Source organism: Streptomyces sp. CRN 30 (assembly GCF_034105845.1).
Window position 1 is genome coordinate 40,258 of record NZ_JAVRHI010000390.1, and the last position, 24,106, is coordinate 64,363.

At 74.3% G+C, this 24,106-nt stretch carries 21 protein-coding genes; 10 read left to right on the forward strand and 11 right to left on the reverse strand.

Features of this window, described 5'->3' with window-relative positions; genetic code table 11:
• Positions 1–169: 169 nt before the first annotated feature.
• Positions 170–610: a universal stress protein gene (locus UW392_RS42190; protein ID WP_320780587.1), complete on the reverse strand. Its 441-nt coding sequence runs from the start codon at positions 608–610 to the stop codon at positions 170–172.
• A complete protein-coding gene (locus UW392_RS42195; protein WP_320780606.1) occupies positions 607–2,283 on the reverse strand; it encodes an MFS transporter in 1,677 nt (558 codons plus the stop codon). Before UW392_RS42195 ends, UW392_RS42190 begins: the two co-directional genes overlap by 4 nt.
• Positions 2,284–2,615: 332 nt before the next feature.
• Between UW392_RS42195 and UW392_RS42200 the strand changes: the two genes are divergently transcribed.
• From UW392_RS42200 to UW392_RS42210, 3 genes are all read left to right on the forward strand, one after another.
• On the forward strand, positions 2,616–4,166 hold the full coding sequence (locus tag UW392_RS42200) for a long-chain fatty acid--CoA ligase (protein ID WP_320780588.1): 1,551 nt from the start codon (positions 2,616–2,618) through the stop codon (positions 4,164–4,166).
• A gap of 109 nt (positions 4,167–4,275) precedes the next feature.
• Complete coding sequence (locus UW392_RS42205; protein WP_320780589.1) at positions 4,276–5,367, forward strand: MerR family transcriptional regulator; 1,092 nt, start codon at positions 4,276–4,278, stop codon at positions 5,365–5,367.
• Positions 5,368–5,581: 214 nt separating this feature from the next.
• The gene (locus UW392_RS42210) at positions 5,582–7,363 is read left to right on the forward strand and encodes a GAF domain-containing protein (protein WP_320780590.1); all 1,782 of its coding nucleotides are present in this window, start codon (positions 5,582–5,584) and stop codon (positions 7,361–7,363) included.
• A gap of 10 nt (positions 7,364–7,373) precedes the next feature.
• On the opposite strand, the gene UW392_RS42215 is transcribed toward UW392_RS42210, so the two are convergent.
• Complete coding sequence (locus tag UW392_RS42215) at positions 7,374–7,853, reverse strand: hemerythrin domain-containing protein (RefSeq protein WP_320780591.1); 480 nt, start codon at positions 7,851–7,853, stop codon at positions 7,374–7,376.
• Positions 7,854–7,900: 47 nt separating this feature from the next.
• Positions 7,901–9,151: an MFS transporter gene (locus UW392_RS42220; protein WP_320780592.1), complete on the reverse strand. Its 1,251-nt coding sequence runs from the start codon at positions 9,149–9,151 to the stop codon at positions 7,901–7,903.
• Between the two features lie 225 nt (positions 9,152–9,376).
• Between UW392_RS42220 and UW392_RS42225 the strand changes: the two genes are divergently transcribed.
• The gene (locus UW392_RS42225; RefSeq protein WP_320780593.1) at positions 9,377–9,799 is read left to right on the forward strand and encodes a pyridoxamine 5'-phosphate oxidase family protein; all 423 of its coding nucleotides are present in this window, start codon (positions 9,377–9,379) and stop codon (positions 9,797–9,799) included.
• Positions 9,800–9,837: 38 nt separating this feature from the next.
• Here UW392_RS42225 and UW392_RS42230 read toward each other — a convergent pair whose 3' ends face one another.
• The 4 genes from UW392_RS42230 to UW392_RS42245 form a co-directional block, all read right to left on the reverse strand.
• A complete protein-coding gene (locus UW392_RS42230; protein WP_320780594.1) occupies positions 9,838–10,827 on the reverse strand; it encodes an Acg family FMN-binding oxidoreductase in 990 nt (329 codons plus the stop codon).
• A gap of 100 nt (positions 10,828–10,927) precedes the next feature.
• Positions 10,928–11,113 carry a hypothetical protein gene (locus UW392_RS42235; protein WP_320780595.1) on the reverse strand — a complete coding sequence of 62 codons (186 nt, stop codon included), beginning with the start codon at positions 11,111–11,113 and terminating at the stop codon, positions 10,928–10,930.
• Positions 11,114–11,239: 126 nt separating this feature from the next.
• A complete protein-coding gene (locus tag UW392_RS42240; protein ID WP_320780596.1) occupies positions 11,240–11,398 on the reverse strand; it encodes a hypothetical protein in 159 nt (52 codons plus the stop codon).
• Positions 11,377–11,532, reverse strand: a complete 156-nt coding sequence (locus UW392_RS42245; RefSeq protein WP_320780597.1) for a hypothetical protein — start codon at positions 11,530–11,532, stop codon at positions 11,377–11,379. Before UW392_RS42245 ends, UW392_RS42240 begins: the two co-directional genes overlap by 22 nt.
• A 695-nt stretch (positions 11,533–12,227) precedes the next feature.
• On the opposite strand from UW392_RS42245, the gene UW392_RS42250 reads away from it, so the two are divergent.
• From UW392_RS42250 to UW392_RS42270, 5 genes are read left to right on the forward strand one after another with little or no spacing between them, the layout of a single operon-like run.
• Entirely contained in the window at positions 12,228–15,917 is a 3,690-nt protein-coding gene (locus UW392_RS42250; protein ID WP_320780598.1) for a nitrate reductase subunit alpha, read from the forward strand.
• Positions 15,917–17,461 (forward strand): nitrate reductase subunit beta, encoded by a 1,545-nt coding sequence (gene narH / locus UW392_RS42255; protein WP_320780599.1) that lies wholly within the window; start codon positions 15,917–15,919, stop codon positions 17,459–17,461. Before UW392_RS42250 ends, narH begins: the two co-directional genes overlap by 1 nt.
• On the forward strand, positions 17,458–18,246 hold the full coding sequence (narJ, locus tag UW392_RS42260) for a nitrate reductase molybdenum cofactor assembly chaperone (protein WP_320780600.1): 789 nt from the start codon (positions 17,458–17,460) through the stop codon (positions 18,244–18,246). Before narH ends, narJ begins: the two co-directional genes overlap by 4 nt.
• Positions 18,243–19,016, forward strand: a complete 774-nt coding sequence (gene narI, locus UW392_RS42265) for a respiratory nitrate reductase subunit gamma (protein WP_320780601.1) — start codon at positions 18,243–18,245, stop codon at positions 19,014–19,016. Before narJ ends, narI begins: the two co-directional genes overlap by 4 nt.
• Positions 19,013–19,318, forward strand: a complete 306-nt coding sequence (locus tag UW392_RS42270) for a hypothetical protein (RefSeq protein WP_320780602.1) — start codon at positions 19,013–19,015, stop codon at positions 19,316–19,318. Before narI ends, UW392_RS42270 begins: the two co-directional genes overlap by 4 nt.
• Before the next feature lie 19 nt (positions 19,319–19,337).
• On the opposite strand, the gene UW392_RS42275 is transcribed toward UW392_RS42270, so the two are convergent.
• From UW392_RS42275 to ctaD, 3 genes are all read right to left on the reverse strand, one after another.
• Positions 19,338–20,030, reverse strand: coding sequence for a response regulator transcription factor (locus tag UW392_RS42275; protein WP_320780603.1), 693 nt, complete (start codon positions 20,028–20,030; stop codon positions 19,338–19,340).
• A 216-nt stretch (positions 20,031–20,246) separates the two neighbouring features.
• Positions 20,247–20,768, reverse strand: a complete 522-nt coding sequence (locus UW392_RS42280; protein WP_320780604.1) for a hypothetical protein — start codon at positions 20,766–20,768, stop codon at positions 20,247–20,249.
• A 3-nt stretch (positions 20,769–20,771) separates the two neighbouring features.
• A complete protein-coding gene (ctaD, locus tag UW392_RS42285) occupies positions 20,772–22,421 on the reverse strand; it encodes a cytochrome c oxidase subunit I (protein ID WP_320780607.1) in 1,650 nt (549 codons plus the stop codon).
• A gap of 295 nt (positions 22,422–22,716) precedes the next feature.
• On the opposite strand from ctaD, the gene UW392_RS42290 reads away from it, so the two are divergent.
• Positions 22,717–24,036 (forward strand): cytochrome P450, encoded by a 1,320-nt coding sequence (locus UW392_RS42290; RefSeq protein WP_320780605.1) that lies wholly within the window; start codon positions 22,717–22,719, stop codon positions 24,034–24,036.
• Positions 24,037–24,106 lie beyond the last annotated feature (70 nt).

Consider the following 24,106-nt stretch of genomic DNA (forward strand, 5'->3'; position numbering starts at 1 on the left):
CCGGGGCCCGTGGCTGCGCCGCCCGTTCCGGAGCCTAGGCGGTACAGGGACGTCCGCCGGGCCGGACCGCGGAATCCCGCCCGTTCGGACACGGGCGGGGCTCCCTTCGGGCAGCGCGTGTCGCGGCGCGGCTCCGTCGGCGCCGGTCGGTGCGGCCAGGGGCGTCGTCTCAGCGGGACTGCTCGTCCTCGGGCGCCAGGAGTACGGCCGTACGGGCGCCGTGGGCGACGATGTCGCTGACCCGGGGGTGGATGAGCGCCTCCAGCGAGCCGCGGTGGTGCGGGCTGAGGACGAGCAGGTCGGCGCCCTGCTCCTCGGCGGCGGCGGAGATGGTGGTGGCGATCTGCGTCGTCAGGGCGTGGACGACGGTGCCCTCGGCGGTGACGCCCGCCTCGCGCAGCGCGGTGAGGGCCTCGTCGAGGACGGCCCCGGCCTCCTGCTCGTCCTCCAGGGAGACCACGGCGGCGAGCGTCGCGGCGGCGGCGGCCACGTGCACCACGCTGACCTTCGCGCCGGTCAGCCGGGCCATGTCGGCGGCCAGGCGCACGGCGCCGCGGCGGGAGGGGCTGGAGTCGACGGCGACGAGTATGTGCTGGAACACGGTGTTCATCTCTCTTCGGTGAGTCCGGACGGAAGGGTACTGCGGTGGACCGGTGGCCCCCCGGACGCGTCGAACGCGTGGGTGACCTCCGGCGCGGTGCCGGCCACGAGCAGCCGGCGGGCCGACTCCTCGAAGCGGCGGTCGGTGGCGGTGAGCCGGCCGTGGTGCTGGGCCAGGTGTTCCGCCCAGGACGCGACCAGGTAGTTCTCCACGAACCGGCCGGGGTCGCCGCCGTCCTGGTAGAGCCCCCAGGTGAGGGCGCCGGTGCGGCGCCGGGAGCGGGCGACGTGCCGCATGGCGGCGGTGAAGGCGGCCGCGTCCTCGGGTGCGACCCGGTAGGTGACGGAGACGAGGACCGGGCCGTCGGCCGGACCGGGCTCGAACACCAGTGGCGGGGCGGGCCAGTGGTCGGACGGCTCGGGCCCGCCCGGGTCCGTGGCGTACAGCGGCAGGCGGCGGACGGTCAGCGCGCCGGCCACCAGCAGCGCGGCGCCGGCCAGCAGGGCCGGGCCGAGGCCCAGCCGGTCGGCGAGGACGCCCCACAGGGGAGCCGTCAGTGCCTGCCCGCCCTGGAACACCACCAGGTAGACGGCGAGGCCGCGGGCCCGGACCCAGCCGGGCAGCCGCTGCTGGACGGCGGTGTTGAGGGTGGACAGGACGGCGATCCAGGCCACGCCCGCGGGCAGCAGGGCGACGATCGCCGCCCAGGGCTGGCGGACGGTGGCCAGGACCACCAGCGCGGCGGCGAAGACGGCCGCCCCGGCGGCGAGCACGCCGTCCGGGCCGAGGACGCGGCGGAGCGCCGGCAGAGCGAAGGCGCCGCCGACCGCGCCGACGCCGACGACGCCGAGCAGCAGTCCGTAGCCGCCGGAGCCGAGGCCGAGGGAGCCGCCGGCGACCAGCGGGAGCAGCGACCACAGGGCGGCGCCGCCCGGGATGAACAGGACCGTGCGCAGCAGGACCCGGCGGACGGCGGGGGCGTGCCGGACGTAGCGGCGGCCGGCCTGCACGGCGGCCAGCAGTCCCTCGCGTCCGATGGCGGTCCGCGGTTCGGCCGGCCGGTGCCACAGCAGCAGGACGGCCGCGATGCCGAGGTAGGACAGGGCGTTGAAGGCGAAGACCCAGCCCGCGCCCGCCGCCGCGACGACCGCTCCGCCGAGGGCGGGTCCCACGGCGCGGGCCAGGTTCATGTTGACGGCGCCCAGCGCGGCGGCCTGGCCGAGCTGTTCGCGGGCCACCAGTTCCGGCTGGACGGCCTGCCAGGCCGGACCCATCAGGGCGGTGCCGCAGCCCAGCAGGAAGGTGAGGGCGAGCAGGAGCGCCGGGGTGAGCGCGTCCCGGAACGCGAGCACGGTCAGGACGCCGGAGACGGCGAGCATGGCGAACTCCGCGGTCACCAGCACCGCTCGGCGGTCGTAGCGGTCGGCCAGGACGCCCGAGGGCAGCGCGAGGAGCACGACCGGGAGGCTGGACGCGGTCTGTACGAGCGTCACCAGCGCGGCGCTGTGCCCGACGAGGAGCCACTGGGCGCCGACCGTCTGCATCCAGGTGCCGGTGTTGGAGACGAGCTGGGCGATCCAGAGCGCGCGGAAGACACGGGTGGCGAGGGGGGCCCAGGCCGAGGCGGCGTCGGTGGTGCGGGGGGTCGTCCGGGTCGTCCGGGTCGTCCCGCCCGTCGGCATGGTGGGCACGTGGGGCCGGCCTCCTGCGTGTGTAAGGCGTGCGTGGTTCCGTCGCCACGCTAAGCCGGTCGGCGCGGTCCGGTCCGTGGCGAGTGCACCGGGCCTTGCCCGGTAGCGCACGGTGCGGTCTCTCGCGGCGGCCCGCCCCGGGTGATTGACAGGATTTCCGACGACCGAGAACACTGGACGCGACCACCGGGGTTCCCGGCGGCCCGCCTCCGACGGGGCGGCCGCGTACCACCGGGGGCGTCGTGCGGCCGCCGTGGTGTCCACCGTGGACGCCGAGCACGCCGCCCGGCCGCTCGTTCCGTCCGAGGACCGAAGGGGGCCCCGTGGTGGACCAAGGCATCGGTTCCTGGCCCGCGCGCCGGGCCCGCAAAACACCCGGGCGCACGGCGGTCGTCCACGGGGACAGGCGGTACACCTACCGGGAGCTGTACGGCCGGGTCCTGCGCCTCGCCCGCGCGCTGCGCGACCTCGGAGTGGTCCACGGCGACCGGGTCGCCTACCTCGGCCCCAACCATCCCGCGTTCCTGGAGACGCTGTTCGCGGCCGGGACGCTCGGCGCGGTCTTCGTGCCGCTCAACACCCGGCTGGCGGCGCCGGAACTGGCGTACCAGCTCGCCGACTCGGGCAGCACCGTACTGGTCCACGACGCGACGGCCCTGGCGGGCACGGCGGGCACGGCGGGCACGGCGGTGAAGCACCGGATCGTGCTCGGCGCGCCCACTGAGGGCGCCGCGGGCTACGAGGAGTTGCTCGGCGGCACCGGTGACGCGCCGCCGGCCCCGCCGGACGGGAGCGTCGGCCCGGACGACCCCTGTCTCATCATGTACACCTCCGGGACGACGGGACGTCCCAAGGGAGCGGTGCTCACCCACGCGAACATCACCTGGAACAGCGTCAACGTCCTCGTCGACACCGACCTGGCCGCCGACGAGGTGACCCTGGTCGTCGCCCCGCTGTTCCACACCGCCGGACTCAACATGACCTGCCTGCCGACGCTCCTCAAGGGCGGCCGGGTGGTGCTGCTGGACTCCTTCGACCCGGCCCGCGTCCTCGACGTCATCGAGCGCCACCGGGTGACGTACATGTTCGGCGTCCCCACCATGTACGACGCGATGGCCGCACAGCCGCGGTGGGCGACCGCCGACCTGTCCAGTCTGCGCTCCCTGAGCTGCGGCGGCGCCCCGGTCCCGGCCCGCACCATCGAGACGTACCTCGCCCGCGGCCTGGCCTTCAGCCAGGGGTACGGCATGACCGAGGCGTCGCCCGGTGTGCTCTTCCTGGACCGGGAGCAGACGGCGGCGAAGGCGGGGTCCGCCGGGGTGCCGCACTTCTTCACCGACACCCGGGTGTCCGGGCCCGACGGCCGCGACACCGGCCCCGGGGAGCGCGGCGAGATCCTGGTCCGGGGCCCGAACGTCATGCGCGGTTACTGGAACCGCCCCGAGGACACCGCGGCGGCGTTCACCGACGGCGGCTGGCTGCGCACCGGCGACGTCGCGCGGACGGACGAGGACGGGTACGCGTACATCGTCGACCGGCTCAAGGACATGTTCGTCTCCGGCGGCGAGAACGTCTCCCCCGCCGAGGTCGAGGACGCGCTGCTGAGCCATCCGTCGGTCCGGGAGTGCGCGGTCGTCGGTGTGCCGGACCCCGAGTGGGGCGAGGTCGGCCACGCGGTCGTCGTCCTGGCCCCGGGCGCACGGGCGGACGGCGCGGAACTCCTCGCCCATCTGCGGGGACGGCTGGCGAAGTACAAGATTCCCAAGACCGTCGCATTCGCGCCGGAACTGCCGCGTACGGCGTCGGGGAAGGTCGTCAAGGCGGCGGTGCGGGCGGCCCGCGCGGCGGGGGCGGAGGACCGGCCCCGCCCGTGACCGCCCATCGCCGCGCCCGGTCCTCGTATCACCCCTCGTCCCTCGGTGGCTCGGTGGCTCGGTGGCTCGGCTTGACCCTCGACCAGGTGCAGGCACCAGAGTCCCTCCCGTGGAGAACGACATGCGCAGCATCGGCGAGACGGCCCGGGACAGTGGCCTGGGGGTGAGTGCCCTGCGGTTCTACGACCGGGCCGGGGTGCTGGTGCCCGCCCGGGTGGACCCGGGCAGTGGGTACCGGTGGTACGCGCCGGAGCAGGTGGCGGAGGCGCGGGTGCTGGCGCGGCTGCGCCGGGCCGGGATGCCGCTGGCCGACATCCGCCTGGTACTGGCCGGCTGGTCGGCGGCCGACGGCGAGCTGGTGGCCGAGCTGCTCCGGACGCACCTGCGCCGCCTCGAACGGAGTCTGTCCGACGCCCGCGCCGAGTTCTCCGCGCTCCGAGCCCTACTAGCGTCCAGGGAGAACCTCATGCCCGCTCTTCGTACGGCGACCGTGCGGCCGGCCGCCGCCGGACTGTCCACCGCGCTCGACGCGGTCCGCTTCGCCGTCGGCACCGACCCGGAGCTGCCCGTGCTGGGCGGTGTCCTCTTCGACCTCGCGGACGGGGTGCTGCGCGTCGTCGCCACCGACCGGTACCGGCTGGCCGTCGCGGAGACCGCCGTCGCCGGGTACGACGGGCCGCCCGTCCGGGCCGTCGTACCCGCACCGCTCGTCGACGCGATGCGGGCGCTGCTGGGCGGTGAGGGCTCCGTCGCCCTCACCGTGGACGGCGACCAGGTGGCCCTGGAAGCCGGTGACCGGCGGACCGCCGGGGCCTGCCTCGGCCATGACTTCCCCGACTACCGGCGGCTCGTCCGGCTGCCCGCCGGGCGCCGCGTCCTCGTCGACGTACCGGCGTTCGCGGACGCGGTGCGGCGCGGCCCGGTCCGTCCGGGCGGCGCGGACGACGGGTCCCGCGAGGTCAGTGTGTTGAAGGTGACGGACGACGGCTCGGTGGCCGTCTGCGGGGACGAGGACAGGGGCGAGGAGGACGCCGCGGCTCCGGTCGGTGTCGACCGCCGGTTCCTGCTGGACGCGCTCGCCGCCGGCGGCCGGTCCGAGCTGGTCGTGGAGTTCGGCGCCCCGACGGCGCCCCTCGCGGTCCGGCGCCCCGACGACGAGGGGACGTTCTCGCTCCTGATGCCCGTCAGGCTGGAGGACTGACTCCTGATGCCCGTCCGGCCGGAGGGCCGACTCCTGATGCCCGTCCGGCCGGAGGGCCGAGGAGCCCCACCCGGCCGCACCGGTGGACAGGGCGGGGGCCATAGGATGCGGACCGCTGGGGACGGCCGCGCCTCGTTGATGTCGTCGCGTGCCGACAGGGCCGTCCCGCACGACGAGGGAGGGCGCCGGCGGTGCCGTCCCGGAGGGAGCGGCAATGGCGGAGACTCCGGCAGGGGGGCGCGGGGACGGCGGTCCGACGGCGCCCCGGCTGCGCCTGGACGAGCTGCTGGAGGGCCTGCAGGCGCAGGTCGCGCAGGTGCGGGCGACCCGGGACCGGGTGCACACCCTGCTCGACGCGGTCCTCGCCATCGGCTCCGACCTCGACCTCGACGTGGTGCTGCGGCGGATCACCGAGTCCGCGGTGGCGCTGGTGGACGCCCGGTACGGGGCGCTGGGGGTGCTCGGCGAGGAGGGACGGATCAAGCAGTTCATCACCGTCGGCATGGACGAGGAACTCGTCGAGGAGATCGGCCACTACCCGGAGGGCCACGGCATCCTCGGGCTGCTCATCAAGGAGCCGCACCCGCTGCGCCTCACCGACCTCGGCGCGCACCCCGCCTCGGTCGGGTTCCCGTCGGGCCATCCGCCGATGACCACGTTCTTGGGGACGCCGGTCCGGGTGCGCGACCGGGTCTTCGGCAACCTGTACCTGACCGACAAGCGCGGCGGCGCGGAGTTCGACGACGAGGACGAGGCGGTGCTGCGCACCCTCGCCGCCGCGGCCGGTGTCGCCGTCGACAACGCTCGGCTGTACGAGGGGACCCGGCGCCGGGAGCAGTGGCTCGCGGCCAGCAGCGACCTGACCCGCAGCCTGCTCTCGGGCACCCATCCCGACACGGTGCTGCACCAGGTGGCCACCACCGTCCGGGCGCTGGCCCGCGCCGACCTGGTGACCGTGGCGGTGCCGCTGGCCGGCGGCGGTGACGAACTGGTCATCGAGGCCGCCGACGGGGAGGGTGCCGAGCGGGCCCGCGGCCTCGTGCTGGCGCCTGCCACGCTGGCCGCGCAGGTGTACCGCTCCAACGAGCGGATATCCAGTGCCGCCCTGTCCGACGAGGCGCAGGGCGGCGGCGGCTCCGCCGGGCAGATCGAGCTGGGGCCGGGGTTCCTGCTGCCGCTCGGCGGCCAGGAGCACGCGCGCGGTGTCCTGCAGGTGGCCAACCTGCCGGGGCGGCCCGACTTCTCCGACGCCGCGATGGCCATGATCAGTGGTTTCGCCGACCAGGCGGCGCTGGCGCTGGAGATCGCCGAGCACCGGCGCGAGGCCGAGCGGCTGATGGTGCTCTCCGACCGCGACCGGATCGCCCGCGATCTGCACGACCTCGCGATCCAGCGGCTGTTCGCGTCCGGTCTCACCCTCAACTCGGTGCTCGGGCGGATCGCGGACCGGCCCGAGGCGGCCGAGCGGGTGCGGCGGGTGGTCGACGACCTCGACGACACCATCAAGACGGTACGGGGCACGATCTACGCGCTCCACGAGGGCGACCGGTCCGGCGGGCGCGGCGAACTGCGGGCGAAGCTGCTCGCCGAGACCGACCGGGCCGCCGCGATGCTGGGCTTCACGCCCGCCCTGCGCATGACCGGTCTGCTGGACACCTGTGTGCCCGAGGAGTACGCCGGGCAGTTGCTGGCGGTGGTCCGCGAGACGCTGGCGAACGCCGCCCGGCACGCGCACGCCACCCAGGTCGAGGTCACCGCCGAGACCGACGGCACCCGGCTGCGGGTCCGCGTCACCGACAACGGCACCGGGATCGACCCCGCCGTCACCCGGCGCAGCGGCCTGGACAACCTGCGTCGGCGCGCCACCGACCTGGGCGGCGAGTTCACCGTCCGGCCGGGCGGGTCCGCCGGCACGGTCGCGGAGTGGGACGTGCCCCTGCCCGCGGAAGAACGGGCAGGGGCGCAGGGGACGGAGGCGCGGCGGCCGGAGGCGTGAGGGGCGGGCGTCAGCGGCCCGTTCCCGGGCGGGACAGCGTGCCGCCCGCCTCCTTCCTGGCCGCCTCGACCGCCTCCCACTCCTCGGTGCCGAGGGTGGCGAGCGCGGCCGGGAAGACGCCGTCCTGCTCCTTGAGGATGTGGTCGCGGAGCAGGTCCATGGCGTCGATCAGCCGGTCCGGCCAGCCGGGTTCCGGCAGGGCCCCGTGGGCGGCCTCGGCCAGCACCGCCTCGATGCGGCGGTGCTCGGTCTCCAGCGCGGCGATCCGCTCGGGGAACTCCCCGGCCAGGGCCGGGAACAGGCCCCGCTCCTCGACCCGGGTGTGCGGGCCGAGCACCCGGCTGATCTCGCGGGCCAGTTCGGCCATGCGGATCACGGCGCCGTCGCGGTGGGCGGACCGCAGCAGGCTGATCAGCCGGACGACCTCCTCGTGCTCCTGGGTGAGTTCGTCGATGGTCTCCAGGGCCTGGCAGCCGCAGTACTCACACACCGTTTTCTTCCCTTCAGGCGGTCCTACGGATCAGGCGGTCGTCGCGGTCAGGCGGTCGTGCGGACGGTCGTACGGGGGGCCGTGCGGGCGGCGCGGACGCCGGTGAGGGTGAAGGCGAGCGCCGCGGCGGCCACCGCGGCCAGGAGCACCAGGCCGACGGCGTAGGTGCCGTACTCGCCGTACAGCGAGCCCATCAGCAGCGGGGGCAGGAAGCCGCCCAGGCCGCCCGCCGCGCCGACCACGCCGGTGACCGAACCGACCTGGCCGGTCGGGGTCTCGGCGGCGACCAGCGCGAACGTCGCCCCGCTGCCCGCGCCGAGCGCGGCGGCCAGGCAGAGGAAGGCGACGGTGCCGACGGGGGCGAGCGGCGGGGTGAACGACTGGACGACCGCCCCGGCGACGACCACGGCCAGGGAGCCCGCGAGCACCCGGACGGGGCCGACGCGGTCGGAGAGCCAGCCGCCGGCCGGGCGCATCGCCACCGCCAGCAGCACGAACCCGGCCATGCGGTTCGCGGCGTCGGCCTGGCCGAGCCCGTAGGCGGTCTTGAGGTAGGTGGGGAGGTAGACGGAGAAGGCGACGTAGCCGCCGAACGCGACCGCGTACAGCGCCGACGCCCGCCAGGTGATGCCGAGGCGGGCGGTGGCGGCCAGCCGGCTGAGCGCCGGTTCGGTCGGCACGGTGCGGCCGGGCGCGTCCCGCAGCAGCAGGGCGGCGAGCACCGCGTACACGGCGAGGGCGACGGCGGTGAGGACGAACGGGGTGGCCGTGCCGTGCGCGTCGACCAGCTTCACCGTGGTGAGGGCGCTGATCGCCGTACCGCCCATGCCCGCGCCGAAGACACCGACGGCGAGGCCGCGCCGTTCGGGCGGGAACCAGGCGTTGACCAGCGGTACCCCGACGGCGAAGGCGGTGCCGCCGATGCCGAGGAAGAGTCCGCCGACGAGGAGGGCGGTGAGCGAGGAGTGGCCGGCGAGACCGAGGTAGAGGACCGGCACGATGGTGGCGGCCGACACGATCGGGAACACGGCCCGCCCGCCGAACCGGTCGGTCAGCGCGCCGACGGGTATCCGGCCCAGCGAGCCGACCACGACCGGCACCGCCACCAGCAGGGACTGTTCGAACGAGGTCAGGCCGAGGCCGTCCTTGAACCGGGGGCCGAGCGGGCTGAGCAGCGCCCACGCCCAGAAGTTCACGGCGAATCCGACGGTGGCGAGGGCGAGCGTCAGCCACGCCCTGCCGGGGACCGGCGCACCCGGTGACGCGGCGTCGCTCGCCGGCCTCAACGACTGGACCATGTTGTCCGTCCTTCTTCTCTCGGGGTGGTACGGGTCCACTGTCGCCACCGGAACGGAGCGCCGGGAGGGGCCGGGGGTCCCGGTCAGGGGACGGACGGTCCCCGGGTGCGGGCCCCGACGTCCCGGCCGTCCCGGCCGTTCCGGCGGCCCCTTCCGTCCACCGCGCGGTGCGGGGTGGGCCGACCGGCCCTACCCGCCCGCCGGCGGCGCTGCGACGATGGGCCGATGTCCCAGAACGACGTCTTCGGCGCACTCGACCGGCAGGAGTGTCTGCGCCTGCTGGCCGAGGTGCCGGTCGGCCGCGTGGTCTACACCCGGCAGGCCCTGCCCGCGGTCCTCCCCGTCAACTTCGCCCTGGACACCGACGACTCGGTGCTGCTGAGCACCTCGCCCGAATCGGACCTGATGCGTGCCGTCGACGGCGTCGTGGTCGCCTTCGAGGCGGACGAGTTCGACGCGGAGACCCGGTCGGGGTGGAGCGTCGTCGTCACCGGCCGGGCGAGTGTGGTGACCGACCCCGCCGAGCACGACCGGCTGTCGCGGTCGGGCCCCACCTCGTGGATGCCGCTGCGCGACGCGGTCTTCCTCCGCGTCGAGTCCGAGATGGTCACCGGCCGCGAACTGCGCGGAGCGTGCGGCTCCCGGTGAGCCGCGGCCGGCCACGGCCCACCGGGTCTCCCCCGCGCTCAGCCCTCCGCCGGTACCGACCCGTTGGCCGCCCGTGGTGTGCGGCCGCCGTCGGGGCCGTAGCCGAACCGGATCAGCAGGTGCGGGTGGCAGCGCTTCTGTCCGTGCGGGGCCGCCGCCGCGCGCAGGTCGGACCACTCCATCGCCTGGTGCAGCAGCGAGGTGCGCAGCCCGTGGGCGGTGGCGGTCAGCAGGACGTACTGGAGTCCCTGCCCGGCCCGCAGCCAGTCCTCGCGCCGGTCGTGCGGCGTCCACAACAGGGCCAGCTGCACGTGTCGTTCGAACCACCGGGCGGGCCGGCGCAGCGCGGGCGCGGTGCCGGTGAAGTCACGCATCGGCATCCGCCGGCCCGCGTCCGGCGGGCCGAGGGCGGTGACGGGGATGCCGTAGGGGGCGTCCGAGCCGGGTGCGGTCAGCCAGTGGAGGGTCTCCGCGGCGCGGTCGGGGCGGGCGTTGTTGCGGGCCTCGCCCGCCGCGGTCAGGGCGAGCAGCCGCCGGGTCCCGGCGATGTCCGGCAGGTGCAGCCGGGCGCCGGCGTCGTGCGCGGCCGTCGTCATCCGGGTCAGGACCGGCTCCGGCACCGGGCGGCCGGTGAACGGCAGCCGGCTGGTGTGCCGCCGCGCGATCGCCTCGTACAGGCCGGGGTCGGTGGGCAGGTCCCCGGCGTCGACGGGTTCGGCCAGGCGTACGGCGGCGAGCAGGCCGGGGTCGCGCGGGTCCGGCAGCAGCCGTACCTCGGGGCGGCGGCCCAGGTGGACGGCGGCGAGCCGGAGGTTGAGGACGGCCGCGCCGACGGACAGGTACTGGGCGCGGTGCGTCGGGTCGGTCACCGGCAGGGTCCGCTCGGGGGCCGAACGGACCTCCAGCGTGTCGCCGTCGGGGGCGAGCCGGAACCGCCAGGGCTGGGTGTTGTGGATCGAGGGGGCCGCGACGGCGGCCGCCAGGAGCGACCTGACGGTGGCGGCGTCGAGCTGGGTCCGGGTACGCATGGGCCTTCTCTTCCTTTCTGCGACTCTGTGGCTTCGCGGCTCTGTGGTGTCGCGGCTCTGTGGCTTCGCGGCTCCGCGCCGAGAGGGGTACGGCCGCGGGTCAGGTGACGGGGAGGGCCGTGGCCGGCAGGACGACACCGAGGGAGCCGACGAGCATCACCACGGCGAACAGGGCGAGTTCGGCGGACAGGGTGCGGCCGTAACCGGGTTCGGCGAGGGAGTCCCAGGTGACGCCCCGGTGCACGGCCATCGCGAGGCCGGTGGCGAGCTGTACGGGCAGGAACACCGCGCCGGTCAGCATCCCGAACCGGCGGCAGGATCACCAGGGACAGCGCGAGCTGTCCGCCGACCCACAGGGCGGCACCGGCCACGTGCGCGAACCGCACCAGGGTCCACGGGGCGAGGGTGCCCATCAGCCGCTCACCTCCACGGTGCCGTGCGCGCCGCCGTCGGCGTGGCGCATCGAGGGGTCGACGACGTGGAAGGCGACGCCGTCGTCCGGTCCGGCGGCGACGACCCGGAACCGGACCCGTTCCCCGGCCTTCGCCTTCAGCGGCCGGGGGTGGCCCACGGGTCGGCCAGCAGGGCCGCCAGTTCCCGGCGGTAGGGGAAGGAGCCGGGGGCGTAGCGGCACCACGGTTCCTCGGCGAGGGGGGTATCGAGGACGTCCCGGCGGCCTGCGGCAGGAAATTGCTGGGGGGGCACGGTGCCGGTGGCCTCCAGATGACGATGAACGGCCGGTCCGCGGCGTCGTGCCGCTGGTGGCGGACGGCGGCGGTCACCGGGCGGCCCTGCCCAGGGCGCGCGGGCCGTGTCCGGCCGCCCGGGAGTCGGGGCGGACGCGGCGGGCGGCCGGAGAGCGACCGGACCCGACCGTGCGCGGTGCCCTCCGCGAGCGACAGCGGTGGGTTCGGCCGTGAGGGCGGTCGATGGGGTCGTGCACGGGACACCTCCGGGTCGGTCACCGTCAGCCTCCACCGCGGGGGCCGGTGGCGCGGCGGCCGATGGTCTTGACCGGCGGGGCCGTTGGTCCCCGCGTGGCGGGGTGCGGGTGGGCCGGTCGGTGCGGTCAGGGCCGGTGGGACAGAGCGCCGGCGGCGGCGACCGGGGCGACGCACGTGCCGGTGAGGGCGGCACCGACTCCGGTGACCAGGGCGGTGAGGTGCCAGGAGGTCCTCTCCATGACATGCCGTCCTTCGTTGCCGAACCTCCGCACGGCCGGACCACCGCACACCCGAAAAACCGCACAGCCGGACCACCGCCGTCCGTGTCCCGGCCGACCGGCCCCGGCCGCCGGGACCTTCGGGCACCGTGCGGGCGGGCGGATGGGGCCGGGCGGCGGGCGCCCGGGGCCCGTCGCCCCACGCGGACCGGCGTCCGCCGCGCCTAGCGTCCTGGGCATGGAGAACGATCACGAAGCGCCCCGCGCCGGCGCCGGGTGGCCGCTGGCGGCGCGCAGACTGCTCACCCGACGCGAGGTGTCCGCCGACGGACGCGCCGTGTTCGGCACGGGCGACCCGCGGTGGGAGCACTTCTACCGGGACCGCTGGGCCCACGACAAGGTGGTGCGGTCCACGCACGGCGTGAACTGCACCGGTTCCTGCTCGTGGATGGTGTACGTCAAGGACGGGTTCATCACCTGGGAGCACCAGGCCACCGACTACCCGTCCATCGGCGCCGACTGCCCGGAGTACGAACCCCGCGGCTGCCCGCGCGGTGCCTCCTTCTCCTGGTACACCTACTCCCCCAGCCGCGTCCGCTACCCCTATGTGCGCGGCGCGCTGCTGAAGCTGTGGCGGGAGGCCAGGCGCCGGCTGGGCGACCCGGTCGCCGCCTGGGCGGAGATCACCGGTGATCCGGCGAAGGCGCGGGCGTACAAGCGGGCGCGCGGCAAGGGCGGTCTGGTGCGGGCCGACTGGGACGAGGTGGCCGAGCTGGTCGCCGCCGCGCAGGTGCACACCGTGAAGGAGTACGGTCCCGACCGCGTCGCCGGTTTCTCGCCGATCCCGGCGATGTCGATGGCGTCGTTCGCGGCGGGCGCCCGCTTCCACTCGCTGATCGGCGGCACGCTGCTGTCGTTCTACGACTGGTACGCGGATCTGCCCGTGGCCTCGCCGCAGGTGTTCGGCGACCAGACGGACGTCCCCGAGGCGGCGGACTGGTGGAACGCCGGCTACCTGGTGATGTGGGGATCGAACATCCCCGTCACCCGCACGCCCGACGCGCACTTCCTCACCGAGACCCGCTACAACGGCACGAAGGTCGTCGCCGTCAGCCCCGACTACGCGGACAACGTCAAGCACGCCGACGAGTGGCTGGCCCCGCACCCGGGGACGGACGGCGCGCTGGCGATGGCGATGGGGCACGTGATCCTGCGGGAGTTCCTCGTCGACCGGGAGGTGCCGTACTTCCGGCGCTACCTGCGGACGTTCACCGACGCGCCGTTCCTGGTGACACTGCGCGAGCACGCGGACGGCGAGCTGGTCCCGGGCGGGTTCCTGACCGCCGCCGACCTGGGGCGGGACACGGAGCACGCCGAGTCCAAGACGGTGCTCGTCGACTCCGCCACCGGGGAGCCGGTCGTCCCCAACGGCTCCCTCGGCTTCCGCTGGGGCGAGTCCGAGCCCGGCCGCTGGAACCTCGACCTCGGCGGCACCGTGCCCGAACTCAGCCTCCTCGACAGCGCCGAGGAGACGGTGGCCGTGTCGCTGCCCCGCTTCGACGAGGGCGGCACGGAGGGCGGTTCGGTGATGGTGCGCGGGGTGCCCGTGCGGCGGATCGGCGGCCACCGGGTCACCACCGTCTTCGACCTGATGCTCGCCCAGTACGGCGTCGAGCGGCCGGGTCTGCCGGGCACCTGGCCGGCGTCGTACGAGGACGCGAGCGAGCCGTACACCCCCGCCTGGCAGGAGACCGTCACCTCCGTGCCCGCCGAGCAGGCGGCGCGGATCGCCCGGGAGTTCGCCCGCAACGCGGAGCGGACCGACGGGCGTTCGATGATCGCGCTGGGGGCGGGTACGAACCACTGGTTCCACTCCGACACCATGTACCGGGCGTTCCTGGCGCTGGTGACGATGACGGGGTGCCAGGGTGTCAACGGCGGCGGCTGGGCGCACTACGTGGGGCAGGAGAAGATCCGTCCCCTCACCGGTCTCCAGCATCTCGCGTTCGCCTTCGACTGGCAGCGGCCCACCCGGCACATGGCGGGCACCTCGTACTGGTACCTCAACTCCGACCAGTGGCGGTACGAGACGTTCGGCCCGGACGAGCTGGCCTCGCCGCTCGGCGACGGGCGGTTCAGGGGCAAGGGGTTCGCCGACGTCCTGGCGCAGGCCGTGCGGCTGGGGTGGACGCCGGGGCATCCGGGGTTCGACCGCAATCCGCTCGATCTGACCGACGAGGCCGCGCGGGCCGGGCGGCCGGTCGCCGAGCACATCGTGGACGAGCTCAAGGAAGGGCGGCTGCGGTTCGCCGTCGAGGACCCCGACGACCCGGCCAACTTCCCGCGTGTCCTCACCGTGTGGCGGGCCAACCTGCTCGGCTCCTCCGGCAAGGGCAACGAGTACTTCCTGCGGCACCTGCTGGGGACGGACGCGGCCGTCCGGTCGGAGGAGACACCGCCCGAGGGCCGGCCCGAGGAGGTGGTGTGGCGGGAGGAGGCGCCCGAGGGCAAGCTCGACCTGCTGGTCTGCATGGACTTCCGGATGACCTCCACCGGGCTGTTCGCCGACGTCGTACTGCCCGCCGCGACCTGGTACGAGAAGGACGACCTGTCCAGCACGGACATGCACCCCTTCGTGCACGCCTTCACCCCGGCCATCGCACCGCCCTGGCAGGCCCGCACCGACCACGACACCTTCCTGACGATCGCCGACCGGTTCAGTGAGCTGGCCGCCGAGCACCTCGGTACCCGTACCGACGTCCTCGCGGTGCCGCTCACCCACGACACCCCCGACGAACTCGCCCAGCCCGGCGGGGAGGCGGCGGACTGGCGTACCGGCGCGTGCGAGCCGGTGCCGGGGCGGAACATGCCGAGACTCGTCGTCGTCGAGCGGGACTACGCCGCCGTCGCCCAGAAGATGCGTGCCGTCGGCCCGCTCCTCGACACCCTCGGCACCACCACCAAGGGCGTCACCGTCCACCCGGACCGGGAGGTGGAGGAGTTGCGCCACCGGTGCGGCACCGTCCGGGAGGGTGTCGCCGCCGGGCGGCCCTCCCTCGCCACCGCCAGTGACATGTGCGAGGCGATCCTCGCGCTGTCCGGCACCACCAACGGACGCCTCGCCACCGAGGGATTCCGGGAGCTGGAGCGGCAGACCGGCTGCGAGGGCCTCACCGGACTCGCCGCCGAGCGGGAGGCGGAGCGGATCAGCTTCGCCGACACCCGGGCCCAGCCGCGCGCGGTGATGACCTCCTACGAGTGGTCGGGCTCGGAGACGGGCGGGCGCCGGTACTCGCCGTTCGTCATCAACACCGAGCACCTCAAGCCCTGGCACACCCTCACCGGCCGCCAGCACTTCTTCGTCCAGCACGGCTGGATCAGCGAACTCGGCGAGCAACTCCCCGCCTACCGGCCTCCGTTGAACGCTCCGCGGCACTACGGCGACGAGCACCTGCGCGACGACGGCCGGGCCGAGGTCACCGTCCGCTACCTCACCCCGCACTCCAAGTGGTCCATCCACTCCAACTACCAGGACAACGCCTACATGCTGGCGCTGTCGCGCGGCGGCCCGACGATCTGGATGTCCCCCGCCGACGCCGGGAAGACCGGCGTCGCCGACAACGACTGGATCGAGGCGTACAACCGCAACGGCGTCGTCGCCGCCCGCGCGGTGGTCAGCCACCGCATGCCCGAGGGAACCGTCTACATGCACCACGCCCAGGACCGCACCGTGAACGTGCCGAGGACCGAGGTCAGCGGCAAGCGCGGCGGCATCCACAACTCCCTGACCCGGCTGCTCCTCAAACCCACCCACCTGGCGGGCGGACACGCCCAGTTCACCTACGCCTTCAACTACTACGGCCCGACCGGCAACCAGCGCGACGAGGTCACGGTGATCCGCAGGCGGTCGCAGGAGGTCGACTACTGATGCGTGTTCTCGCCCAGGTAGCGATGGTCATGAACCTCGACAAGTGCATCGGCTGCCACACCTGCTCCGTCACCTGCAAGCAGACGTGGACCAACCGCACCGGTGTCGAGTACGCCTGGTTCAACAACGTCGAGACCAAGCCCGGCGTCGGCTACCCCCGCCGCTACGAGGACCAGGACCGCTGGAAGGGCGGCTGGGCCCTCGACCGGCGCGGCCGGCTCGTGCTGCGCTCGGGCGGCCGGGTCAAGCGGCTGCTGTCGCTGTTCTCCAACCCCGACCTGCCGGGCCTTGAGGACTACTACGAGCCGGTCACCTACGACTACGACAACCTGGTGTCGGCCCCCGCCGGGCCCGACGTCCCCGTCGCCCGGCCCCGCTCGGTCCTCACCGGCCGCCCCACCCCCATCACCTGGGGCCCCAACTGGGAGGACGGCCTCGGCGGCGCCCCCGAGCACGCGGGCGACGACCCCAATCTGCGCGGCGCGTGGGCGGCGAAGGTCAAGTTCGCGTTCGAGCAGACCTTCCTCTTCCACCTGCCGCGGCTCTGCGAGCACTGCCTCAACCCGGCCTGCGTCTCCGCGTGCCCGTCCGGCGCGATGTACAAGCGGGTGGAGGACGGCATCGTCCTCGTCGACCAGGACGCCTGCCGGGGCTGGCGGATGTGCGTGACGGCGTGCCCGTACAAGAAGGTGTACGTCAACCACGCCACCGGCAAGGCGGAGAAGTGCACCTTCTGCTTCCCGCGGATCGAGGCCGGCCAGCCCACCGTCTGCTCCGAGACCTGCGTGGGGCGCCTGCGCTACCTCGGGGTGCTGCTGTACGACGCCGACCGCGTCGGCGAGGCCGCGGCCACCGAGGACGTGCGGGACCTGCTCCAGGCCCAGCGCGAGGTGTTCCTCGACCCGGACGACCCCGAGGTGATCGCGGCGGCGCGGTCCTCCGGCATCCCGGAGGACTGGCTGGCCGCGGCGCGCCGCTCGCCGGTGTACGACCTGGCCGTGCGGTACCGGGTCGCGCTGCCCCTGCACCCGGAGTACCGGACGATGCCGATGGTCTGGTACGTGCCGCCGCTCTCCCCCGTCCTGGACGCCGTGGGCGCGGCGGGCGGCGACCAGGACGACCCCGACCACGTCTTCGCGGCGGTCACCCGGCTCCGTATCCCGCTGGAGTACCTGGCGGAGCTGTTCACCGCAGGTGACACCGGCGTGGTCGCCGGGGTGCTGATGAAACTGACCGCGCTCCGCTCGTACATGCGCGAGCGGTCCCTCGGGGAGGCCGGGGACACGGCCGCCCTGGACGCCGTGGGGCTCACCCCGCGCGAGGCGGAGGACCTGCACCGGCTCCTCGCGGTCGCCAAGTACGCCGACCGGTACGTCGTCCCGGCCGCGCACAAGGAGGACGCGGCGGCGCTGTCCGCCGTGGAGAACCGCTGTCCCGTCGAGTCGTCCGGCGCCCCCGTGGACGCCGGCGGCCGGCGGGTGATGCTCGGCCTGCCCACCCTGCGCCGCCGTGCGCCCGAGACCCCCGCCGGAGGCCGGCCATGAGCCCCCTGCCCAGCACACTTCCCGGTCTGGTCAAGGCCCGGGTCCGCGCGGCCGTGCGCCGTCCGGAGCGGCTCACGCCCGAGGAGATCGAGTCCCGCGCCCTGGTGCTGCGGCTGTGCTCGCTGCTGCTCCAGTACCCGGACGCCGAACTCGTCGACTCGCGCCCGGAGTTGAGTGCCGCCGCGCACGCGCTGCCGTCGTCGGCCGCCGCCGTGCACCTGGCCGCGTTCACCTCCTGGTTCGCCGGGGAGGAGCCGGAGGCGCTGGAGCGGCACTATGTCGAACGGTTCGACCTGCGGCGCCGCAGCGGCCTGTACCTCACCTACTACCTGCACGGCGACACCCGGCGGCGCGGCACCGCGCTGCTGGCCCTGAACCGGCAGTACCGGGCGGCGGGGTGGGACACCGACCGCGGGGAACTCCCCGACCACCTGCCGGTGGTGCTGGAGTTCGCCGCGCTGACCGGACCCGGCGCCGGGGAGGCGCCGCTGCGCCGGCACCGGCGCGGAGTGGAGCTGATCCACCGGGCGCTGGCCGACGACGGCTCCGCCTACCACCACGTCCTGGCCGCGGTGCTGAGTCTGCTGCCGCCGGCCACCGAGGCGGACCGCGCGGCGGTGGCCCGGCTCGCCGCCGAGGGCCCGCCGGAGGAGGAGGTCGGTCTCGACCCTCACGGGGTCTACGGGGCCGGCGAGTTCGCCCCGCCCGGTTCCTTCGCCCCGCCCGGTTCCTTCGTCCCGCCGCCCGCCGAGTCCCCCCGCACGGAAGGTCCCCTCAGTCGATGAACGTCCCGCTCGCGGCCGGCCAGGCCACCGGTCCCGATCTGCTCCTGTGGGTCGCGGTCCCCTACATCTGTCTCGCCGTGTTCGTGGCCGGGCACGTCTGGCGCTACCGGCACGACCAGTTCGGCTGGACCTCCCGTACCACACAGCTCCTCGAACACCGGTGGCTGCGCTGGGGCAGTCCGCTGTTCCACCTCGGCGCGTTCATGGTGATCGCCGGTCATGTGGTGGGCCTGGCGGTGCCCGAGTCGTGGACGGAGGCCGCCGGGGTCGGTGAGCACTCGTACCACACCACCGCCGTGTGGGCGGGCTCGGTCGCGGGTGTCGCCATGGTGGCGGGGCTGGGCATGCTGTGCGCCCGGCGGCTGCTGAGCCGCCGGATCAGGCTCGGCACCGACCGCAGCGACAAGCTCCTCTTCCCGCTGCTGGCGCTCACCGTGCTGCTGGGCATCACGGCCACCGCCGCGCACAACGTGTTCGGGGCGGGCTACGACTACCGCGAGACCGTCTCCGTGTGGTTCCGCGGGCTGTTCGTCCTGCAGCCGCACCCCGAGGCGATCTCCGGCGCGCCGCTGCTGTTCCGGGCGCACGCCCTGACCGCCTGCCTGCTCTTCGCCGCGTGGCCGTTCACCCGGCTGGTCCACGTGTGGAGCGCGCCCGTCGGCTACCTGGTCCGCCCCTACGTCGTCTACCGGCGCCGGACGGCGGCAACCGCTCAGCCGCCGACGGGCGCCACGCCCCGGTCGGCCGCCGGTCCGCGGCGCGCCGCGTGAACCACGTCCCCGCGCTCGCGTCCGAGGCCACGGTCCTCGGGCGCGAGCGCGTCGTGGGTGCGGGCCGCCGCACCGGCTGGGTGCTGCTCCTCGCCGGGGTGACCGGCTGGCTCGCGTCGTTCCGGCTGGCCCTGGCCGCCGGCACCCTGGCGGGCGTCGTGCTCGGGGGGGGGGCTGCCGGCGCCCCGCGGGGTCCGGGAACTCGTCCGGGACACCCACGGAATGCTGCTCGGCCCTGGTACGCGCTGATCGGGCTGCTCGTCCTCACCCGGTTCTGGCCGTACTGGAGCGGCCTGCTGTGAACTCCGGCCGCGCCGCGGCTCAGCGGGCGTCGCGGCGCAGCCGGTCCTGGGCCTGGGTGGCGATGACCGCCGCCTGGATGCGGCGTTCCACGCCGAGCTTGGCCAGCAGGCGGGAGATGTGGTTCTTCACCGTCTTCTCGGCGAGGTAGAGCCGTGCGCCGATCTGCCGGTTGGTGAGGCCCTCGCCGATCAGGGCGAGGATCTCCCGCTCGCGCTCGGTCAGGCCCGGCAGGGCGTCCGGTTCGGGCTCCGGCTCCTGGCCCTGGCGCAGCCGGGCCATCAGCCGGGCGGTGGCGCTGGGGTCCAGCAGGGACTGGCCGGCGGCCACGGTGCGCACGGCCGTGACCAGGTCGGAGCCCTGGATCTGCTTGAGCACGTAGCCGGAGGCGCCCGCCATGATGGAGTCCAGCAGGGCCTCCTCGTCATCGAACGAGGTCAGCATCAGACAGGCCAGTTCCGGCAGGCGCGAGCGCAGCTCCCGGCAGAGGGTCACACCGTCGCCGTCCGGCAGGCGGACGTCGAGCACCGCGACCTGGGGGCGCAGCGCGGGGACGCGGACCAGGGCCTGCTCGACGGTGGCGGCCTCGCCGACGACCGTGATGTCCGGCTCGTCGCTGAGCAGGTCGTGCACCCCGCGCCGTACCACCTCGTGGTCGTCCAGCAGGAAGACCCGGATCGGCTGGTCGGGTCCGGGGCGCGCGCCGTCGGCCATGGAAATGCTCCCTGTGTTCTCTGTCTTCCGCGTGCCCCGTACCGCGTGGCGCGCGGCGCGGGGCAGCTGTCCGTAACCCGGCGGAGGACCGGCCGCCCGCGGCGACCGGTCCGTGCCTACGTCGAGTCTCGGCGACCGTGGGCCGAAGGACCAGGGCCGATCGGCCCTACTGTCCGCGGACCGGCTCGGGACGCCTCCGGGGTGCGCGGTGGGCCGCTACCGGCGGGCCGCGGCCGTGCCGATCGCCGCGGTGAGGGAGAGGGCCACGAGGACGGCCGGGACCGCCAGGGCCGGCCAGGGGCGGGGGCCGTCGCCGGCCGTGGTGAGCAGGAGCGCGGAGGACACCGACGCGGCCAGGCCGATCCCGGTCAGCGCCGCGAAGACGTACCGGGGGTGGTGCGGGGCGGCCGGGGGCGGGCCCGGGGTGAGGGTGGTCCAGGCGCGGGCGGTCTCGCGGGCCTCGTGCCGGGACCGTACGGCCGCTCGCGTCCACAGGGCGGCCGTGAGGGCCGCGCCCGCCGCGGCGGCCGTGCCCGGTGCCCACCACGGGTCGGCCGCCTCCAGCAGGACGGCGACGCCCGCGAGGGTGGCCCAGCCGCTCAGGCAGGCGGCCGCCCGGCCGCGCCGGGAGTCCGGCCGGTCGGCGCCCGCGCGGAGCTCCGCGAGGGCCGGCAGGTACCAGACGCATCCGGCCGCGGTCAGCAGCGCGGCACCGAGGGCGAGGACGGGGTGCGCCACGGCTCAGACCGCCTTCTCGATCTCGGCGCGGGCGATCTCCGGGTGGTGCAGGTCGAAGGCGGGCGCCTCGGAGCGGATCCGCGGCAGCGAGGTGAAGTTGTGGCGCGGCGGCGGGCAGGAGGTCGCCCACTCCAGCGAACGGCCGTACCCCCAGGGGTCGTCCACGCCGACCGGTTTCCCGTACTTCGCGGTCTTCCAGACGTTGTAGAAGAAGGGCAGGATCGACATGCCGAGCAGGAACGAGCCGATGCTGGAGAGGGTGTTGAGGGCGGTGAACCCGTCGGCGGCCAGGTAGTCGGCGTACCGGCGGGGCATGCCCTCCGCGCCGAGCCAGTGCTGGACGAGGAAGGTGAGGTGGAAGCCGGCCGTGAGCGTCCAGAACGTGATCTTGCCGAGCCGTTCGTCGAGCATCTTGCCGGTGAACTTGGGCCACCAGAAGTGGAACCCGGCGAACATCGCGTACACGACCGTGCCGAACACCGTGTAGTGGAAGTGCGCCACGACGAAGTACGAGTCGGACAGGTGGAAGTCGAGCGGCGGGGAGGCGAGGATGACACCGGTCAGACCACCGAAGAGGAACGTGATCAGGAAGCCGGTGGTCCAGAGCATCGGTGTCTCGAAGGACAGGCTGCCCCGCCACATCGTGCCGATCCAGTTGAAGAACTTCACCCCGGTCGGGACGGCGATGAGGAACGTCATGAAGGAGAAGAACGGCAGCAGCACGCCACCGGTGGTGTACATGTGGTGCGCCCACACCGTGACCGACAGACCGGCGATGGCGATGGTGGCGCCGATCAGCCCCATGTAGCCGAACATCGGCTTGCGGGAGAAGACCGGGACGACCTCGGAGACGATGCCGAAGAACGGCAGGGCGAGGATGTACACCTCGGGATGGCCGAAGAACCAGAACAGGTGCTGCCACAACAGCGCGCCGCCGTTGGCGGCGTCGAAGACGTGACTGCCGAACCGCCGGTCGCACTCCAGCGCGAACAGCGCCGCCGCCAGCACCGGGAAGACCATCAGGATCAGCACCGCGGTCAGCAGCACGTTCCACGTGAAGATCGGCATCCGGAACATGGTCAGTCCGGGCGCGCGCATGCACACGATGGTGGTGATGAAGTTGACCGCGCCGAGGATCGAGCCGAACCCGGAGAGCGCGACACCCATGATCCACAGATCGGCGCCGATCTGCGGCGAGTGCACGGCGTCGGAGAGCGGCGCGTACAGGAACCAGCCGAAGTCGGCGGCACCGCCCGGGGTGAACAGACCGGCCGCCGCGATGGTCGAGCCGAACAGGAACAGCCAGTAGGCGAGCATGTTCAGCCGCGGGAACGCGACGTCCGGGGCGCCGATCTGGAGCGGCATGATCCAGTTGGCGAAGCCGGTGAACAGCGGCATGGCGAACATCAGCAGCATGATCGAGCCGTGCATGGTGAACGCCTGGTTGAACTGCTCGCCGGACATGATCTGCAGTCCGGGGCGGGCGAGTTCGGCCCGCATCATCAGGGCCATCACGCCGCCGACGATGAAGAACACGAACGCCGAGACCAGGTACATCGTCCCGATCTTCTTGTGGTCGGTGGTCGTCAGCCACTCCACCCACGACGCCCGGCGCGCGGCCGGCACGGCCCGGCCGGACCGGTCGGGGACCACCGGCCGGATCGGCGCCGTGCGCGCCCGCTCCTCCTGGTCCACCTGTGTCTCGTCCACGGGACGACGTCCTCCCCAGTCGCTTGCGTACACACGCGACCGGGAGGCACCGCGCGACGGGGGACGCGCGGCGGCACCTCCCGGCCGCCGCCCCATGATCCGCGCAGCGCCCCCCGCCCCCGATAGGGCCGAACGGTCCCGCCCCGGGCCCCCGCGTGGGCCCAACGTCCCTCGTCCGGACCCGCCACCACATCACGGAGAGCATCGCGGAAGAATCCCGGAGAATTCAGGAGATCCCATGACCGAGCAACAGATCTTCGTCCTGGACCCCACCGGATCCGACCACCACGCGGAGGACCGGGCACTGCGGGCCCGTGGCGCCGCCACCCGGGTCGACGTGCTGGGGGTGACCGCCTGGTCCGTCAGTGATCCCCGGCTGCTCAGGCGACTGCTCACCAGCCCGGAGGTCTCCAAGGACGGCCGGGCCCACTGGCCGGACTACGCCGAGACCGTCGCCACCTGGCCGCTGGCGCTGTGGATCGCGGTGGACAACATGTTCACCGCGTACGGCGGCGAACACCGCCGGCTGCGCCGCATGGTCGCCCCGGCGTTCGGCTCCCGCCGGGTCGGGGCGATGCGGCCGGCCGTGGAGTCCCTCGTCGCCGCGCTCCTGGACGACCTCGCCACCCGCCCGGCCGGACAGGTCGTGGACCTGCGCGAGGAGCTGGCCTATCCGCTGCCGATCGCGGTGGTCGGACAGTTGATGGGGGTGCCGGAGGAGCAGCGCAAGGGCTTCCGCGCCCTGGTCGACAACGTCTTCTCCACCACGCTCACCGCCGAGGAGGCCACCGCCAACACCGCCGCGCTGTACGAGGCGATGGGGCGGCTGATCGTGTCCAAGCGGGCGGCCCCCGGCGAGGACATGACCTCGCTGCTCATCGCCGCCCGGGACGAGGAGGGCGACGGCGGCGGCTTCACGGACGACGAGCTGCTCGGCACGCTCATCCTGATGATCAGCGCCGGGTACGAGACGACCGTCAACGTCATCGACCAGGCCGTCACGGCCCTGCTGACCGACCCCGTGCACCTGGGTCACCTGCGGGCCGGGCGGGCCGGCTGGGACGACCTCGTGGAGGAGACGCTGCGGCACGAACCGTCCGTGAAGCACCTGCCGTTGCGGTTCGCGCTCGCGGACATCCCGCTGCCCGACGGCCGGGTGATAGCGCGCGGCGAGGCGATCCTCGCGTCGTACGGCACCGCCAACCGGCACCCCGACTGGCACGGGCCGTCCGCCGACCGGTTCGACCTCACCCGGCGGTCCAAGGAGCACATGGCGTTCGGCCACGGCGTGCACTTCTGCCTGGGCGCGCCGCTCGCCCGCCTGGAACTGGTCACCGTCCTGCGCGAGCTGTTCACCCGCTTCCCGGACCTGGAACTGGCTGTTCCAGCAGCCGAGTTGACGCCCCTGCCGTCCCTGATCAGCAACGGCCACCGCACGCTGCCGGTGCGGTTGCGCCCGGCTGCGGCCCCGGCGGCGGCCGGCGGACCCGTGGCGGCCGACGCGTCACGCGTCCGCCCGGTCCCGGAGCCGGACGCCCAGGACGACCACCGTCAGTGACACGGCGCCGACCGCCGCCGCGCTCCACACTCCCGCCCGCACCCCGAGCGGCAGGAGCACGGCGGCGGCG